The organism is Pedococcus sp. P2_E2, assembly GCF_056403955.1.
In genome coordinates this window covers 217,331-232,499 of record NZ_JBFUEM010000002.1, presented here as the reverse complement: position 1 = coordinate 232,499, position 15,169 = coordinate 217,331, and the positions used below count along the sequence as shown (strand labels likewise).

Here is a 15,169-nt window from a genome sequence, read left to right as displayed (position 1 = left end):
CTCTCAGGCATCGGCAGCTCGCTCCCCTTCGACCATCGGTCGCAGCTCACGCTGCACGAGGTACCCGGCCAGCAGGGCGCTGGCGGCAGGGTGCGGGCTCTGGTCACTTTCGACGACGATCCAGCCCGAGTATCCGGTCCGGATCAGGGCCTGCGTGACTGCGGGGAAGTCGACCAGACCGCCGTCGGCCCCGGGCTCGGCGAACCACCGCGGAACCTCGCGTTCGCCACCGCGCACCCGGACCGTCCAGTGGGCATGGGGTGCCAGGTACTCCTCACCCTCGTCGACGGCCAGGGCATCCTTGAACTGCACGTGGACCACGCGCTCAGGGTGCTTCTCGATGACGGCGACTGGATCCAGGCCCGCAGCGGTGAGCTCGCCGGTGTCGACGACGAGTCCGACGAGCTTCGGATCAGTGAGCTCGAGCAGCTTGTCGAGGGCATCTCCGCGACGAAGGGCCGACAGGAAGTCGACGTGCAGCGCAGTGCGTATGCCGTGCTTCGCTGAGGCCGCGCCGACCGCCTCCCAGCAGTGAGCCAGCCGTGCGAGCCCGACGTCGTCGAGAGGGTCGGTGTCGCCGGCGCCGGGGACGGGGCGCACCAGCAGGACCGACCCACCGAGCTCGGCCAACGCCTCGGCGAACCACGCCGCCCGTTCGATCATGACGGGAACGTCAGCCTCGACGAGAGGCGACAGCGGACCGGTCAGGTGCTCCATCGAACGTTCCTGTGGATCCCAGTACCAGCTGGACACGGCGTCAATGGCGCAGTCGTCCAACAGGTGTCGAAGGCCGGCGACCGACCCGAAGTTCGCCGCGAGCTGCTGAGGGTTCCCCAGCGGTTCCCAGCGCCCGGTCCCTGCAGTGAGCTCGACGCCCTCGAAGCCTGCGATCGAGATGGTCTTGAGTGCGCGCTCGTGCTGCTCCCGGCGGACGAAGTCGTCGAACTGTGGCTTCCACTGGTTGATGGCATAAGCCCATCTGATCGCGGTCATGAGTAGATCCGTTCCAAGACGTTGCTCGCGTACCAGCGGGAGACTGCGGTGCTCTCGGAGTAGTCGCCGCCTTCCTTGTTCGCCTTGTCGTGCTCGACCGAGATCCAGCCCCGGTAGTCGTTGTCCCTGACTGCGGTCATCATCGACTCGAAGTCCACGAGGCCCTGCGACGTGCCCATCTCGTAGAACCACTTGCCGGTCGTGGGCGCCATAATCTCCGAGTCGGGACGCTGTCGGTGGTCGTCGCCGACTGCCACGTTGTGGGTGTCCTTGAAGTGGAACCCGCTCACCCGGTCGGCGTGCCTCTTGTAGAGCGCGACCGGATCGACCCCCGCGATGCAGTGCTGGGCCGTGTCGACGAAGAGCGACACGTACTGCGGGTCGGTGTGCGAGTAGAAGGTGTCGATGTCAGCTTCACTCTGGATGCCGCAGAAGAACTCGTGGTGGCACGTGAGTCGCACACCGTGGCTCGCGGTGATCTCCCCGACCTTGTTCCACAGCTCGGCTGTGGTCTTGAGCTTGTCCTCGGTGACGGGCTCCATGTCGTAGTAGAGCGTGGCGGGCATGACGATGATGTTGTCCAGCTGGATCTCCGACCAGCGCCCCATGGTGACGCGGAAGTCCTCGAGGATGTTCTCGTGCGTCTCCGCCAGGTGGGGAGCGTAGGTGCGGGTGTCGTAGTCAGCCGCGTGGAAAGTGTTGACGATGCGCTCGAGGCCGTGGTCCTGCACCATCTGCTGGTACTTCGCAGGGCCGCCGTAGTCGCCATACATCTGCCAGATGCGGAAGTCGAACGTGTCGATCGCGTCGAAGCCGGTTGCCTTGATCTGCTTGAGGAACGCCGACATGGTCTTGTGCGAGTGCCACTGGTCCACCGGACCAGTAGGGCCGTTGCTCCGCCAGTGGTCCATGTAGCTCCACTTGATGCGGCGTTCCCCTGCGCCATCCTCGTGCGTCATCGCGCCACGACCTGTTCGCCGGCGGCCACCTGTCGCAGGTACCCGAGCGCATCGGCTGTCGACGCGATGGTGGGGTAGCACTCGACGCCAACCGCGCCGGCATACCCGACCTGGTCGAGCAGCGCGAAGGCAGCCGGCCAGTCGATGGCGCCGCTCCCCGGCTCCCCCCTGCCGGGGGCATCCGCGATCTGCACGTGGGCGACCACGTCGATGACCGCGGGAAGCACGACGTTCGGGTCCTCGCCCTCGACGACGGAGTGGTAGAGGTCGTAGAGGACGCGGGCGTGCGGTGAGTCGACCCCACGGACGACGGCCACCGAGTCGGACGTCATGCTGGTCAGCACGCCCGGGTGGTCCATCCGGGTGTTGACGGCCTCGACGAGGAGAGTGACGTCAGCGTCCGCCGCGATCTCTGCCGCGCGGGCGACCGCCTCCGTCATGATCCCGATCTGGACCGGTCGCTTGAGATAGGGAACGGCAGGGCCGGACCCCACGACGACATACGGACACATCAGCCTCACCGCATCGGCGACGGTCCGTCGAACGTCGTCGAGGAAGCCCTCATGAGTGTCCTTGAGGACGAGCCGCGTTGTCCTCGGGTCGACGAGCACCGTCCACAGCTGGACACCCGTCTCGTCCAGGGCAGCCTCGAGCGCGTCGAGGTCCTTGTCGTGGGTCCAGAAGATCTCGGCCTTGGTGAACCCGGCTTCGGCAGCGGCCCGCACCCTGGCGGCGAGGTCTTCTCCGGCCTCGTGGAACATGTACTCCAGGTTGACCGAGAGGGAGTCGAGCCGGTTCACCGGAACGAGTCCTCGAACGTGCCGTACGGTCGCGGCGGTTCGGGGTCGAGCTTCTGGGCGGTGTCGTTGGCGTACGGCTCGTACTTCTGTGTCACGATCGGGCCGTCCACCGTGGGAAGGAAGACCGGCTTGCCGTCGTCGCCGAACCATGCGAGCTGCGAGTCGTGGCTGTGCTGGTTGTCCTTGGCAAAGCTGATCCAGTCGCGGTTGAACGGCGCCCTCGCCACCTCGTAGCAACGGAAGTGCCAGATTCGCCATTCGCCGTCCTGCTTGATGAAGTCGACGCCGTACTTGCACCACACCCAGTGGGCCCACACCGGCTTGCCATCGACCTCGCCGCCGGAGAACACGTACGGAGGGGCTTCCTTGGCGATCTCGGGATCCATGAGCCCGGACTCCAGGCCCGCCATGATCCAGATGCCCTTGGCCGTGGTGCCGTCGGCGGAGACCTCGACCACCGGAGTGGTCGTGTAGTGGAACAAGAGCTTGCCGACCGGTCGCGGACGTCCGCGGTGGTATGCCGTGACCGACTCGTACGTCGAGTACTCCCCGACGTTGTTGTAGCGGGATCGGATCCCTTCGGTACGCGGCTTGGCCCACAGCTCGTCGATGATCCGCTCGTCCTCGTAGGCGTTGTGGTAGTGCATGTAGCGGTTGAAGACGTTCTCGACTGCGCCGCGGTCGGACGCTCGAACGGCCTCGAGCTCGGTCGCCTCGACTCGGGCCTCCAGCTCGGCCAGGCGCTGGATCAGGGTGGTGTCGTCAATGGTGGTCATCGTGTCTCTTCCGTCGGTGCCGGGTCTGGGGTGCTGGCAAGGCGCTCGATCAGCGCATCGGCCCCGCGCACAGCGAGGGCAACGCTGGTGAGCGTCGGGTTGCAGGAGTTCGCCGTGGGAATCAGGCCGTTGCCGGCGAGGACGAGCCCCGGCACCCCCCACACCCGGGAGTCGGGGTCGCAGACGCTGGTGCCGTCGTCGAGGGGCCCCATCCGAACGGTGCCCATGTAGTGCAGGGAGCTTCCGGGTGGCATCACGACGGGCATCCCGTCGATGAAGGTTCCCAAGGCGGCTGCAGCGCGGGCCAGGAACTCCCGCGCGTGGTCGAGTTCCGCCTCCTCGCGCTCGGTGACCTCGTAGGCGATCCTGATCCCTGGCAGCTGGTTCTCGTCGGGATCATCGTCAGCGAACAGGAGTCGGTCCTCGGCGCGCGGCCACTTCCTGACCCCCCAGCCCATGCCGACGTAGCCTCCGACGTTGCCGATGAAGGGGCTGTCCGGTGGGAGCGGGATCGGGCAGACCGGGCTGTAGATGAGCTGTGCGTGGAAGGGGTGAAGGTCCTGGTCGAACCGGATCCCCACCACCACGCGAACGGGGTCGATCGGAGCATCCGTGGCAGCGACGGGCGGGAGCAGTCCTTCCTTCACTGCCACGACACCGAAGATGAGCGGGTGTTCGGTCAGGTACCGACCCAGCGCCTGGGGCCTGATCCCCGATGCCCACAGCAGCTGTGGGGTACGCAGGGCGTCTGCCGCCACGACCACTTCGTCAGCCCTCTCCTGGGATTCGTCTCCAGTGGCGAGGTCCCGCAGGACGGCACCCACGACGTTGCCGTCCTCGACAAGGAGGCGCACGGCAAGGGTTCCCGTCCGGAGTTCGAAGCGACCCGCCTTCGCACCCGGTGTAGAGAGCTCCCCCAGCACGACATCCGTGCCAGACCAACGCATCGAGCCGTCGGCCCGGGGATCGCCGGCAACGGGGAGCGGCTGGACGAGCAGGCCGTCGTCAGCGAACTCGTCTGCGACGAGTCCCAGAAGTGCCGCCGCCTGCGGGGCCCCGCTGAACGCTTCATGCGTGGTGTGCAGGAGTCGCTCGGCCTCGTCGAGCAGCCCGTCCAGCTCCGCGTCGAGGAAGTCGATGCGCTCGGTTCCTATCGGCCGGGGGGTTGCGCACGTCCAGTGGGCCCCTTGACCTCCGACACACGTCGCAGCCGCAGCTGCCGGCATACCTGTGCTTCCCTCAGCAGCGCGACCAACCAGGTGGGTTCCCTGCCGTGCCGTGACCGTGCCCTCCATGCCCCCCGTGGGGATACCGGCCAGCCCGGCGCGACCAGCTGCGGGCCCTTGCGATGCGAGCTTGGCTGCCGTCTGCTCCGCCTTGTCTTCGATGTTGCGCACGTTCATGCCGAGGGGGTCACTGAGCGCGGGACCGGCCTCGACCATCAGCACCGAGACGGATTCGCTTCGCTCCATTAGACGACGGGCGTACACGGCTCCCGTTGGTCCGGATCCGATGACGATGACCTTGCGGTGGTCGCTGCTCATGCGCGGCTCTCCCTAGCCCCCGCCAGCCAGCTGCGGAGCTCCTTTCGATCACGGCGGATGCAGCTGACGATGTTGCCGATGACGACTCCGAGCGCGGCAGGTCCCGCGGACGGGCCGGCGTTGACGAGCAGTGAGGTGAGCTGGCGTTCGTCGAACTCTGCGGTCAGGACTGCCTGCCGGATGGTGGAGATCATGGTCACTCCCCCGACGAGAAGGCTGCGTCGAACGAGGCTGAAGGCGCGTCGAAGGCGAGCCGGCGCACGAAGTCCAGTGCCTCGGGAGCACCGACGAGGCGGTCCATACCGGCGTCCTCCCACTCGACGGAGATCGGTCCGTCGTAGCCGATGGTGTTGAGCATGCGGAAGCACTGCTCCCACGGCACGTCACCGTGACCGGTGGACACGAAGTCCCAGCCGCGGCGGGGGTCTGCCCAGGGGAGGTGGGACCCGAGGCGTCCGTTGCGGCCGTTGCCCACCAGCCGCTTGGCGTCCTTGCAGTCGACGTGGTAGATGCGGTCCTTGAAGTCCCACAGGAAGCCCACGGGGTCGAGGTCCTGCCACACGAAGTGACTGGGGTCCCAGTTGAGTCCGAACGCCTCACGGTGGCCGATGGCCTCGAGGGTGCGGACTGTGGTCCAGTAGTCGTAGGCGATCTCCGACGGGTGCACCTCGTGGGCAAACCGAACGCCGCACTCGTCGAAGACGTCGAGGATCGGGTTCCACCGGTCGGCGAAGTCCTGGTAGCCGGCGTCCACCATCTCGGTGGACGCGGGCGGGAACATCGCGACGTACTTCCAGATCGCCGAACCGGTGAATCCGATGACGGTGGAGACCCCGAGTCGCTGAGCCGCGCGGGCCGTCATCTTCATCTCCTCGGCAGCGCGTTGGCGGACGCCCTCGGCGTCACCATCGCCCCAGATTCGGGACGAGAGAATGCCCTGATGACGGGCGTCGATCGGGTCGTCGCAGACGGCCTGCCCTGTGAGGTGGTTGGAGATCGCAAACACCTTCAGGTCGTACCGGGCCAACAGGTCCAGCTTGGCCTGGACGTACTCGTCGTCCTCGGCGGCCTTCCACGGGTCGAGGTGGTCCCCCCAACAGGCGATCTCCAGTCCGTCGTAACCCCATTCGGAGGCGAGTCGGGCGACCTCTTCGAAGGGCAGGTCGGCCCATTGACCGGTAAAGAGGGTGACAGGGCGAGTCATGGTTGTTCCTTACGTCTTCAGGCGGGGACGGTCTGCCAGGCCCGCGAAGCGGAGCTGGTCTCGACCGCATCGAGGACACGCTGTACTTGGAGGCCGTCGTCGAACGAGGGCGTGGGGTCATCACCGGCGGCGATGGCTGACACCAGGTCGACCACCTGGTGACTGAAGCCGTGCTCGTAACCCAGGCCGTGCCCCGCCGGCCACCACGCGGCGACGTACGGATGCTCCGGCTCGGTGACGAGGATGCGGCGAAAGCCCGCCGTGTCCGAGGACTCGGCTGCGTCGTAGAACTCGAGGACATTCATGTCCTCGAAGTCGAAGGCGAGGCTTCCCTTGGACCCGTTGACCTCGATGCGTAGTGCGTTCTTGCGCCCGTAGGCGAAGCGCGTCGCTTCGAACACACCCATGGCGCCGCCGGCGAACTGGGCCAGGAAGCTCGCTGCATCGTCGACGGTCACCGGTCCCCGCTCGGACCCTGCTGTGCCCGCCAGGCCCGCGTGGTCGCTCGCGATGGGGCGTTCGGTGACGAAGGTCCGCAGGTTTCCCGAGACGTCCGTGACGGTGTCGCCCGTCAGAAACTGGGCGAGGTCCAGCGCGTGCGCTCCGATGTCTCCCAGCGCCCCCGAACCAGCCTTCTCCTTGTCGAGCCGCCAGGAGAGGGGTGCTTCGGGATCCGCGATCCAGTCCTGGAGGTACTGAGCCCGAACGTGGCGCACCTGGCCGATGCGCCCCTGATCGACAAGTCGCTTGGCGAGCGCGATCGCCGGCACCCGGCGATACGTGAAGCCGACCATCGACCGCACACCACGTTCGCGCGCCACTCGAGCTGCGTCAGCCATCCGTTCTGCCTCGTCGACGGAGTTCGCCAACGGCTTCTCGCAGAGGACGTGCTTGCCGGCCTGCAGCGCAGCGATGGCGATCTCGGCGTGGGTGTCACCGGGCGTACAGATGTCGATGAGGTCGACGTCGTCCCGTTCGACCACGCGGCGCCAGTCGGTCTCGGTGGTTGCCCAGCCCATCCTCCGGGCCGCGGCGGCGACGCGGTGCTCATCACGGCCGACGAGGACGGACATCTGGGGAGCGAGTGGGAGGTCGAACATCCGGGGCGCGGTCCGCCAGGCCTGCGAGTGCGCGGTACCCATGAAGGCATAGCCCACCATGGCCACGCGGAGGGGTCTCTGGGTCGGGTGCTCCGTCACGGGACGGTTCCTTCCTGCTTCGGATAGGTGCTGGCGATGTCGCGAGCACCTGCCACGGCCAGCGCGACCGAGGTCAGGGTGGGATTGCATGCCGTGGACGTGGGGATCAACCCGTTCCCGGCCACCCTGAGGCCGTCGACACCCCAGACCCGGGACAGCGGGTCGCACACCGAGGTGCCGTCGTCGGTGGTCCCCATGCGCACGGTGCCCTGGTAGTGCAAGGACGCGCCGGAAGGCAGCGTGATCGGGTCTGCGTCGAGAGGTTCACCGAGCGCCTCAGCCGCCTTTCGAACGAGCTGGCGGGCCTGTTCGAGCGCTGCCAGGTCCTTGTCCGTGAGCGTGTAATGGACACGGATGGCCGGCATTCCGAATGCATCCGTGCTGTCATCGTCGAACTCGAGTCGGTCTGTCTCCTGGAGGTCCTTGGCACAGAACCAGCCCAGGCCGACGATGCTGCCGGGCTCGACCACGTCATCGGCCGCGAGCGGCACGGGTGAGGCGTCCAGCTGCATGACCTGGCCGTGGAACGGCTCCGCATCCGTGAAGGGAACCCAGCTGACACCGCTTTGACGGGCGATTCTGGGCTTCTGCGAGTCGCCGCCCTGCAACGCGTCCCCAGCGACCACATCGCGGAGCCGTGCCGCGAAGATGACCTGGGCCTGGTCGTTGAGGTAGCGGCCCAGAGCCGGCGGACGGATACCCGACGCCCACAGCAGCTGCGGGGTACGGACCGCATCAGCCGCCACGACGACCTGGCCGACCGCCACCTGGTGCTCGGTCCCGTCCTGGAGGTCGCGGACCACGACGCTTGACACGCCACCGTCCTCCAGCCGGAGCACACGAACCTGCGCTTCGGGGAAGAGGATGTGTCGCGGGTTGGACCGCGTGGCCTCGCCGTAGACCACGTCGGATCCCGACCAGGTCACCCGGCCGTCACCGTGCGTCTGTACCGCCAGGGGCATCGGCTGGACCTTGCGACCCCCAGGGCGTGAGTCGTTGAAGACAGTGCCAAGCCGGGCTCGCACTTCGTCCGTGAAAGGAGCCCCATCGAAGGCGTGGGTTGACACACCGAGGAGGCGCTCTGCTTCATCGAGGAGCTCGTCGAGGTTGTCGACGAACCCGATGACCTCGCTGTCGCCTGGCCGCGGACACGCCGCGGTCCAGTGCGCGCCCATGCCGCCGACATTGCTCGACATCGCGAGCGACGGTATGCCGTCCTCGCCCGGCTGTTGGAAGCCGTCGGGAAGCAGGTGGGTGCCAGGTCGCCGGAGCCGCCGGTCCTCAGAGTCCGCGCCGACGAGGCCTTCTGAGCGGCGCTGCGCGGACGTCCTCTCCTCCGCATCGATGATGTTCTTGACATGGATCCCGGGCGGGTCTGCCAACAGCGGTCCCACCTCGAAGGTGACGAGGTCAAGGTCTGGGCGCAGCTCGCTGAGGACGCGCGCGTAGGCAGCACCGGTGGGACCACTTCCGACGATGGCGACATCCACGCGTGAGGGGAACTTCCGCGACATTGGGGATTCCTCGATGGTGGGCTCAGGCGCCCGCGGTGGAGCTGGAGGCGGCGCGGAAGTCGCGCCAGCCGGGCAGATCCCACGGTCGGGCGAGCGAGTCCCGAAGGTGGGCGACGAGTTCGTCCTTGGCCGGGAGGGGAGAGATTCGTCCGTCCGGGTGGCGGTAGGTCCGACAGGCGAGCGCGGAGGGAGCTTCGACGGTGAAGAGGTCGCTGCCGCCAACCTGGAAGGTGGGGGAGCCAGGGAAGGACCGACTGGCTGCCTGCTCAGGGCTGCTGACCTGGACCCGCTCCACACGGACGTCTGTGCGGCCGATCTCGGCGAGGCAATTGGTCAACAGGATCTCGGCGGCTCCGTGGCTGGGGCAGCCGTCGTACCAGAGCAGCTCGACCCGCCACTTGACCGAGCAACCCGCCGGCGAGGTGGTGGGTCGCTGCACCGGCTCGCCCGCCAGCACGCTTTCGAGGGCGTCGCGGACGAACCGGGCGTTCTGGGTGGGGTCGTCGTGGTCCCCGTCAGGTGCGCCGTGGTAGCGAATCACTCCATCGGCGTCCACCACAAAGACCTCGGGGGTCGCCGTGGCACCGAAGGACGCGGTGACCGACTGCTGAACATCCTTCAGGTAGGCGCCGGCGACCTCACCCGCGGCGACGCGTGCCTGCATTCCTTCGAGAGAGTCCTTCGGCTGGAGCTCCTCGTCGTTGCTCACGATCTGGACGAGCTGGACGCCACGCCCCGCGTAGTCGGCGGCGATCTTCTGGATGCGGTCGTGCCACGCGAGGGCATAGGGGCAACCGTTCGAGGTGAAGACCACGACGGTGGCCGAGTTCGCGGAGTAGTCCGCGCTGACGGTCTGTCCCTGGGAGTCCGGGAGGCTGATGCTGGGGGCACCATCCCCGGCAGTCCTCCTGCGGACCTTCGTGGTCGTGTCGGACACCGGGTCTCCTCTCGACGTCCCACCACTGCGGTGGGCACTCGTGGAGAGTCTTCATCCTCCGGAACTAAAACAACAGTTCTAGTTCGTGATGCGGGGCATCGCTGGGAACGATGCCCCGCATCAACCCGGGCTCAGATATGCAGCCACCATCTCGACGAGGACGGCCAACAGTTCTTCCCACGGTTGATCCATGGCCGCTTCTGGGTCACTGCCCAGGCCCAACTGCCTGGCGAGGACGCTGTAGACCACCGTGCAGGACCACGTGACGGCCGCCTCCGGATCCGGGCGGGTGATGGCATCGCCGGCGGACAGCAGCGCCTTGGAGAAGGCCGACACCATGTCCTCGTGCGCGATCTTGCCTCCCGCGGCGATCACCGGGTCGTTGTGGGCGAGCCGCATGAAGGGTGCCAGCTCATCGGCGTGCCTGCGCAACAGCTCCGCGAGCGCGCGAACCGCGCGCCCCACCAAGGCATGCAACGTCTCCTGGGACGAGGCATCCAAGCTCAGGGCGCGATGGGTCTCGATCGCGAGGCGTTCCATCAGCCGTGCATGGGCAACCCGAATGAGGTCGTCCTTGCTGGCGACGCGAGCGTAGATGGAGCCGGTGGAGACCCCCGAGCGCGCGGCGACCTCGGCAACCGTGATCGCGCCAGAGCGCCGCTCCACCATCAGCGACATGGCACCCTCGACCGCCCGGTCGAAGGACTGACGGCTGCGCTCCTGCTTGGGTTTCTTGACGAGTTCGCCACCAGGGGGCGTCATGCGCCGAGCCTACTGAACCGCGCCCCGCACCGATCCGTGATGGGCGTTCAGCTGCTCACGGGCCTCGGCTGCGGACGTGACCATGCGCGATCCAGCGAACTCGGCCGCCGACCGCTGAACGGCCTGTTCCCCGGCGACGATCGGGAACGCGTCGTCCCAGTGGTTCCAGTGCCAGCCTTCGTACTCGGTGGAGATGGCGCCCTTGTACCCGGCATTGACGAGCTGGGTGACGAGGCCGCGGACAGGCACCGAGGGCTCTTCGCCGCTCTCGTCGATGCCGAAGAACTTGCCGTGGACGTGCCGGATCCACGGCATGATCTCGAGCCAGGAGCTGACCTCGGCTGGTCCGAACAGACCCGTGCCGTTGATGGCCAGGTCGACGCCGAGATCCGGACGCCCGTGGCGCGCGGCAAGTCCGATGAAGGCACCGAACCGCTGGCCGTGCTCGGAGTCGGTGTTCGGCGGCCCCTGTCGGTAGTAGTCGCGCCAGAGCTCGACCGCCGCGGAGATGAGGTCCTCGCTGGCGCCGCGCCGACGGTACGCCTCGACCGCGGACGGAGCGAAGTCGATGACCGTGGCGCCCCAGTCGGCCACGAACCCCAGCAGTGGGGATCCGAGCTTCTCGTAACGGTCGCGGAGCGCCAGGACCAGGTCAGCCTTCGCGTGGTGGTGGGCGTGGACCTCGATGGCGAGGGTTACCCCGTAACGCTCGGCGATGGGGAGCAACGCCTCCATCGAATCTGGCGTCAGCGAGATCTGGACACGGGCCAGGGGGAAGCCGAGCTTCGCCGCCGACTCGATCTGGCGTCGCATGTACTCCACCAGCTCGGTGTCCGTCATCAGGCCGTCCCGGCGGATGCCGACGTCTGTGTTGATGGCCAGCGAAGTCTGCACCAGACCGGCATCATCGACCAGGCCGCGGAACCACTCGGCATACTCGTCGGTGACCTCGGGGAAACCGCGGAAGGCGGAGAAGCCGATGATCTCCAAACCGGGCCCGTACCCATCAGCGGACACCCGACGGATCAGCCCCTCGAGATCGTCCTGGCGCGCGTGGAACGCGCGCGTGAAGCTGTAGAGGGTCACGCCTTGGATCGGGGTACCGAGGGAGTCAGACATCTGCAGCAACCTCCATGGTCTTCCGGCCGTGCTCTTCGATGAGCAGGACGCCGTGCGCGGTCACGATGTAGGGGATGTACAGGTGGAGGTCGACCTCGACATCGTGCGACTGGCCGTCTGCGACTGCGAGGTCCCCGGACAGGACGGCGGAGTCGGTGGTGAACCACCACTCATCGACCGTCTCGGCCAGCTCCCCCAAGCGGAAGTCGCGGCCGTTCAGGTTCCAGACGAGGCTGTCCTTGGGTGCGGCGACGCCGTCGATGCGGAGCTCGACGTCGGCGATGCATGACGCGGGCAACGCCCGATACCAAGGGATTCGGACCTCCACGGAGGCGCGTCGCCCGGTGGACCTGAGGGTCCCGTCCTCCACAATTCGATCGGGGATCATCGACTCTCCTCGCTAGGCCGCGCATTCCAGGACAGCGTCATTGAAGCCGGGATCCAGCGAGCGACGAAGGCGTGAATGCCGATACGAGGCATCACCAGAACCGATGCCCGCCTTCAACAATTCGACAGAGCGGACGCCTGCCGGAGCCTCGGAGGGTCGGATATGGTTCGTGCGGATGCCGGGGTGAGTTTCGCAGTGCAGCGACCGCCCGTCGGGCTCGTCGTGGACGGGCTACGCGCACACTGCCGCGTCCTCGTCAGTCAGGCAGGCCTGCTCCGTGCCCCATGCCACTGTGCTCTCCCCAGTGAACCCATCCACGCGCCACCGGCGACTCCAGATCGCGCTCCTCGTCGTCACGTTCCTGACAGCCATGGACCAGACGATCGTCGCGACCGCCCTGCCAGCCGTCGTCCACGAGGTGGGGGGCCGATCAGCGATGGGGTGGGTCTTCGCCAGCTACACCCTGGCGATGACGATCTCGATGCCCGTGTACGGACGACTCGGCGACCTTCGCGGACGCCGGTCGATGTTCCTCCTGTGCCTCGGGGGTTTCGTGACCTCGTCGGTCGCGTGCGGGCTCGCGACCACGATGCCCCAGCTCGTCGGGCTTCGTGCCCTTCAGGGTCTGGCCGGCGGCGGGGTCCTCGTTCTGTCCCAGGCAGTCGTCGCCGACGCCGTCCCGGCTCGTCAGCGTGGACAGTTCATGGCGCCTGTTGGTCTGGTCTTCGCGGCCGCGAGCGTGGTGGCCCCGCTCATCGGGGGAGCCCTCACTGACTCCCTGGGGTGGCGGTGGGTTTTCTGGGTGAATCTGCCACTGGGCCTGGTGACCATCCTTCTGGCCACCAAGTCCGTTCCCCGCACCCAGTCAGAGACCCCGAGCGGAAGGTTGGATGTTCCCGGAGCCGTCGTCTACGCCATCGCCGTGACCGCTCTGGTGTCAGTGGTCGGCACCGTCGGTCAGACCAACTGGTTGACGCCGGCAGGTGGGGCCCTCACGACAGTGGCGGTGCTCGCTTCCGCCGTGTTCATCAGGCGCATGTTGCGTCACGAAGACCCGCTCATCCCCATCACGGTGTTGCGCGACCGCACCATCAGGGTCAGCGCCTGGTTGGGTTTCACCGTCGGCGCAGCCGTGTTCGCGCTTGTCGGTTTTCTCCCCACCATCGTGCAGACCGTCCTCGACGTCCCCGCCACCGCATCGGGCGCGCTACTGCTGGCCCTGATCCTCGGGATGATGGCCTCGGTCACCGCCACGTCTGCCCTGATCTCCCGGACGGGGAGGTATCGCCGGCTCCCCCTGGTGGGATGTCTGGTCGGCGCCGGCGCGATGCTGGCCCTCTCCGGCCTGGACGCCTCCTGGAGCCTGCCGCACACCGCGATCTGGATCGGCCTCCTCGGCGTCGGAACAGGGTGCTACATGCAACTGGTGACCACCATGGCGCAGGATTCGGCACCGCCGGAGCTGGTGGGTTCGGCGACGGCAACCGTGTCGCTCGGACGGGAGCTCGGAGTCACCATCGGAGCGGCCTCGATCGGCAGCCTGCTGGCGACGCGGTTCGACGCAGGGACCCTGTTCCTGGCTCTCGGGGGGGTCCTCGTGGTCGGCGCCCTGGTGTCACTCCTTGTCCCGAACCAAGAGTTTGCCCAAGAGCCCTCACGCTGACCTCGGCATTGCTCTGGCCGATGGAGTCCATCACGAACTGGAACTGTCATTCTGATTTGGGAAGGGACAGACTCTCAGCGGCGCACCGACCCGCTCGCGCCACGCCAGTCTCTATGCGGAAGTGAGTTCACCGTGGCTCGTCAGCCCCAGCCTGAAGACAAGTTCTCGTTCGGTCTCTGGACCGTCGGCTGGACCGGCGCCGACCCCTTCGGAACCGCGAGCCGCCCCGCGCTGGACCCGTGGGAGTATGCCGAGAAGCTGGCCGAGATCGGCGCCTGGGGGATCACCTTCCATGACAACGACGTCTTTGCGTTCGACGCCGATGAGACGACGAAGCAGGACCGTCTTGGCCGACTGAAGTCCGCCACGGATGCCTCAGGGTTGGTCATCGAGATGGTGACCACCAACACCTTCTCGCACCCCGTCTTCAAGGACGGTGGGCTCACTTCGAACGACCGGTCGGTCCGGCGGTTCGGGCTGCGCAAGGTCCTCGGCGCTGTCGACATCGCCGCGCAGATGGGGGCGACGACCTTCGTCATGTGGGGCGGCCGCGAGGGCGCAGAGTACGACGGGTCCAAGGACCTGTACTCCGCGTTGGACCGCTACAAGGAGGGCCTGGACACGGTTGCGTCCTACATCAAGGAGAAGGACTACGACCTGCGGATTGCGCTGGAACCAAAGCCGAACGAGCCGCGCGGAGACATCTTCCTTCCGACCGTCGGGCATGCTCTCGCGCTGATCGCAGAACTGGAGCACGGTGACATCGTGGGCGTGAACCCGGAGACGGGTCACGAGCAGATGGCCAACCTCAACTACACGCACCAGCTCGCCCAGGCGCTCTGGAGCGGCAAACTGTTCCACATCGACCTGAACGGACAGCGCGGCCTGAAGTACGACCAGGACCTGGTCTTCGGGCACGGCGACCTCCTGTCCGCCTTCTTCACCGTGGACCTGCTGGAGAACGGCTTCGTCGGCCGACCCGACGCCCCGCGGTTCGATGGCCCCAGGCACTTCGACTACAAGCCCTCTCGCACCGAGCACCTCGCCGGCGTGTGGGAGTCCGCGAAGGCCTGCATGTCGACATACCTGCTCCTTGCGGAGAAGGCGAAGGAGTTCCGCGCGGACCAGCGGGTCACGGAGGCACTGGAGTACTCCGGGGTGACCTCCCTCGCGACGCCGACCCTCGATGCTGGAGAGTCACTTGCCGACTTCCTGTCCAAGGACGACAAGTTCGACGTCGAGAAGGCAGCCGAGCGCGACTACGGCTTCGTCCGGCTCAACCAGCTCGCCCTCGAGCACCTCATCGGCTGA

Annotated in this window: 15 protein-coding genes; 2 read left to right on the top strand and 13 right to left on the bottom strand. The window is 67.1% G+C overall.

What is annotated here, in order from left to right; translation table 11 throughout:
* Positions 1-3: 3 nt before the first annotated feature.
* The 13 genes from AC1DWR_RS06610 to AC1DWR_RS06550 form a co-directional block, all read right to left on the bottom strand.
* Complete coding sequence (locus tag AC1DWR_RS06610; RefSeq protein ID WP_477623993.1) at positions 4-993, bottom strand: sugar phosphate isomerase/epimerase family protein; 990 nt, start codon at positions 991-993, stop codon at positions 4-6.
* A complete protein-coding gene (locus AC1DWR_RS06605) occupies positions 990-1,952 on the bottom strand; it encodes a sugar phosphate isomerase/epimerase family protein (RefSeq protein ID WP_477623992.1) in 963 nt (320 codons plus the stop codon). The genes AC1DWR_RS06610 and AC1DWR_RS06605 overlap by 4 nt, the downstream gene beginning before the upstream one ends.
* A complete protein-coding gene (locus AC1DWR_RS06600) occupies positions 1,949-2,752 on the bottom strand; it encodes a TIM barrel protein (RefSeq protein WP_477623991.1) in 804 nt (267 codons plus the stop codon). The genes AC1DWR_RS06605 and AC1DWR_RS06600 overlap by 4 nt, the downstream gene beginning before the upstream one ends.
* Positions 2,749-3,528: a nuclear transport factor 2 family protein gene (locus AC1DWR_RS06595; protein WP_477623990.1), complete on the bottom strand. Its 780-nt coding sequence runs from the start codon at positions 3,526-3,528 to the stop codon at positions 2,749-2,751. The genes AC1DWR_RS06600 and AC1DWR_RS06595 overlap by 4 nt, the downstream gene beginning before the upstream one ends.
* Positions 3,525-5,072: a GMC oxidoreductase gene (locus AC1DWR_RS06590; RefSeq protein ID WP_477623989.1), complete on the bottom strand. Its 1,548-nt coding sequence runs from the start codon at positions 5,070-5,072 to the stop codon at positions 3,525-3,527. Before AC1DWR_RS06590 ends, AC1DWR_RS06595 begins: the two co-directional genes overlap by 4 nt.
* On the bottom strand, positions 5,069-5,266 hold the full coding sequence (locus tag AC1DWR_RS06585) for a hypothetical protein (protein WP_477623988.1): 198 nt from the start codon (positions 5,264-5,266) through the stop codon (positions 5,069-5,071). The genes AC1DWR_RS06590 and AC1DWR_RS06585 overlap by 4 nt, the downstream gene beginning before the upstream one ends.
* Before the next feature lie 2 nt (positions 5,267-5,268).
* Positions 5,269-6,276 (bottom strand): sugar phosphate isomerase/epimerase family protein, encoded by a 1,008-nt coding sequence (locus tag AC1DWR_RS06580; RefSeq protein WP_477623987.1) that lies wholly within the window; start codon positions 6,274-6,276, stop codon positions 5,269-5,271.
* A gap of 17 nt (positions 6,277-6,293) precedes the next feature.
* Positions 6,294-7,436 (bottom strand): Gfo/Idh/MocA family protein, encoded by a 1,143-nt coding sequence (locus tag AC1DWR_RS06575; protein WP_477624235.1) that lies wholly within the window; start codon positions 7,434-7,436, stop codon positions 6,294-6,296.
* Positions 7,437-7,471: 35 nt separating this feature from the next.
* A complete protein-coding gene (locus tag AC1DWR_RS06570) occupies positions 7,472-8,989 on the bottom strand; it encodes a GMC oxidoreductase (protein WP_477623986.1) in 1,518 nt (505 codons plus the stop codon).
* A 22-nt stretch (positions 8,990-9,011) separates the two neighbouring features.
* A complete protein-coding gene (locus AC1DWR_RS06565) occupies positions 9,012-9,926 on the bottom strand; it encodes a thioredoxin family protein (protein WP_477623985.1) in 915 nt (304 codons plus the stop codon).
* Positions 9,927-10,046: 120 nt separating this feature from the next.
* The gene (locus AC1DWR_RS06560; protein ID WP_477623984.1) at positions 10,047-10,688 is read right to left on the bottom strand and encodes a TetR/AcrR family transcriptional regulator; all 642 of its coding nucleotides are present in this window, start codon (positions 10,686-10,688) and stop codon (positions 10,047-10,049) included.
* Positions 10,689-10,697: 9 nt separating this feature from the next.
* On the bottom strand, positions 10,698-11,807 hold the full coding sequence (locus tag AC1DWR_RS06555) for a sugar phosphate isomerase/epimerase family protein (RefSeq protein WP_477623983.1): 1,110 nt from the start codon (positions 11,805-11,807) through the stop codon (positions 10,698-10,700).
* A complete protein-coding gene (locus AC1DWR_RS06550; protein WP_477623982.1) occupies positions 11,800-12,135 on the bottom strand; it encodes a C-glycoside deglycosidase beta subunit domain-containing protein in 336 nt (111 codons plus the stop codon). The genes AC1DWR_RS06555 and AC1DWR_RS06550 overlap by 8 nt, the downstream gene beginning before the upstream one ends.
* 364 nt (positions 12,136-12,499) lie before the next feature.
* Between AC1DWR_RS06550 and AC1DWR_RS06545 the strand changes: the two genes are divergently transcribed.
* Positions 12,500-13,858: an MFS transporter gene (locus AC1DWR_RS06545; protein WP_477623981.1), complete on the top strand. Its 1,359-nt coding sequence runs from the start codon at positions 12,500-12,502 to the stop codon at positions 13,856-13,858.
* A 132-nt stretch (positions 13,859-13,990) separates the two neighbouring features.
* Complete coding sequence (gene xylA / locus AC1DWR_RS06540; protein WP_477623980.1) at positions 13,991-15,169, top strand: xylose isomerase; 1,179 nt, start codon at positions 13,991-13,993, stop codon at positions 15,167-15,169.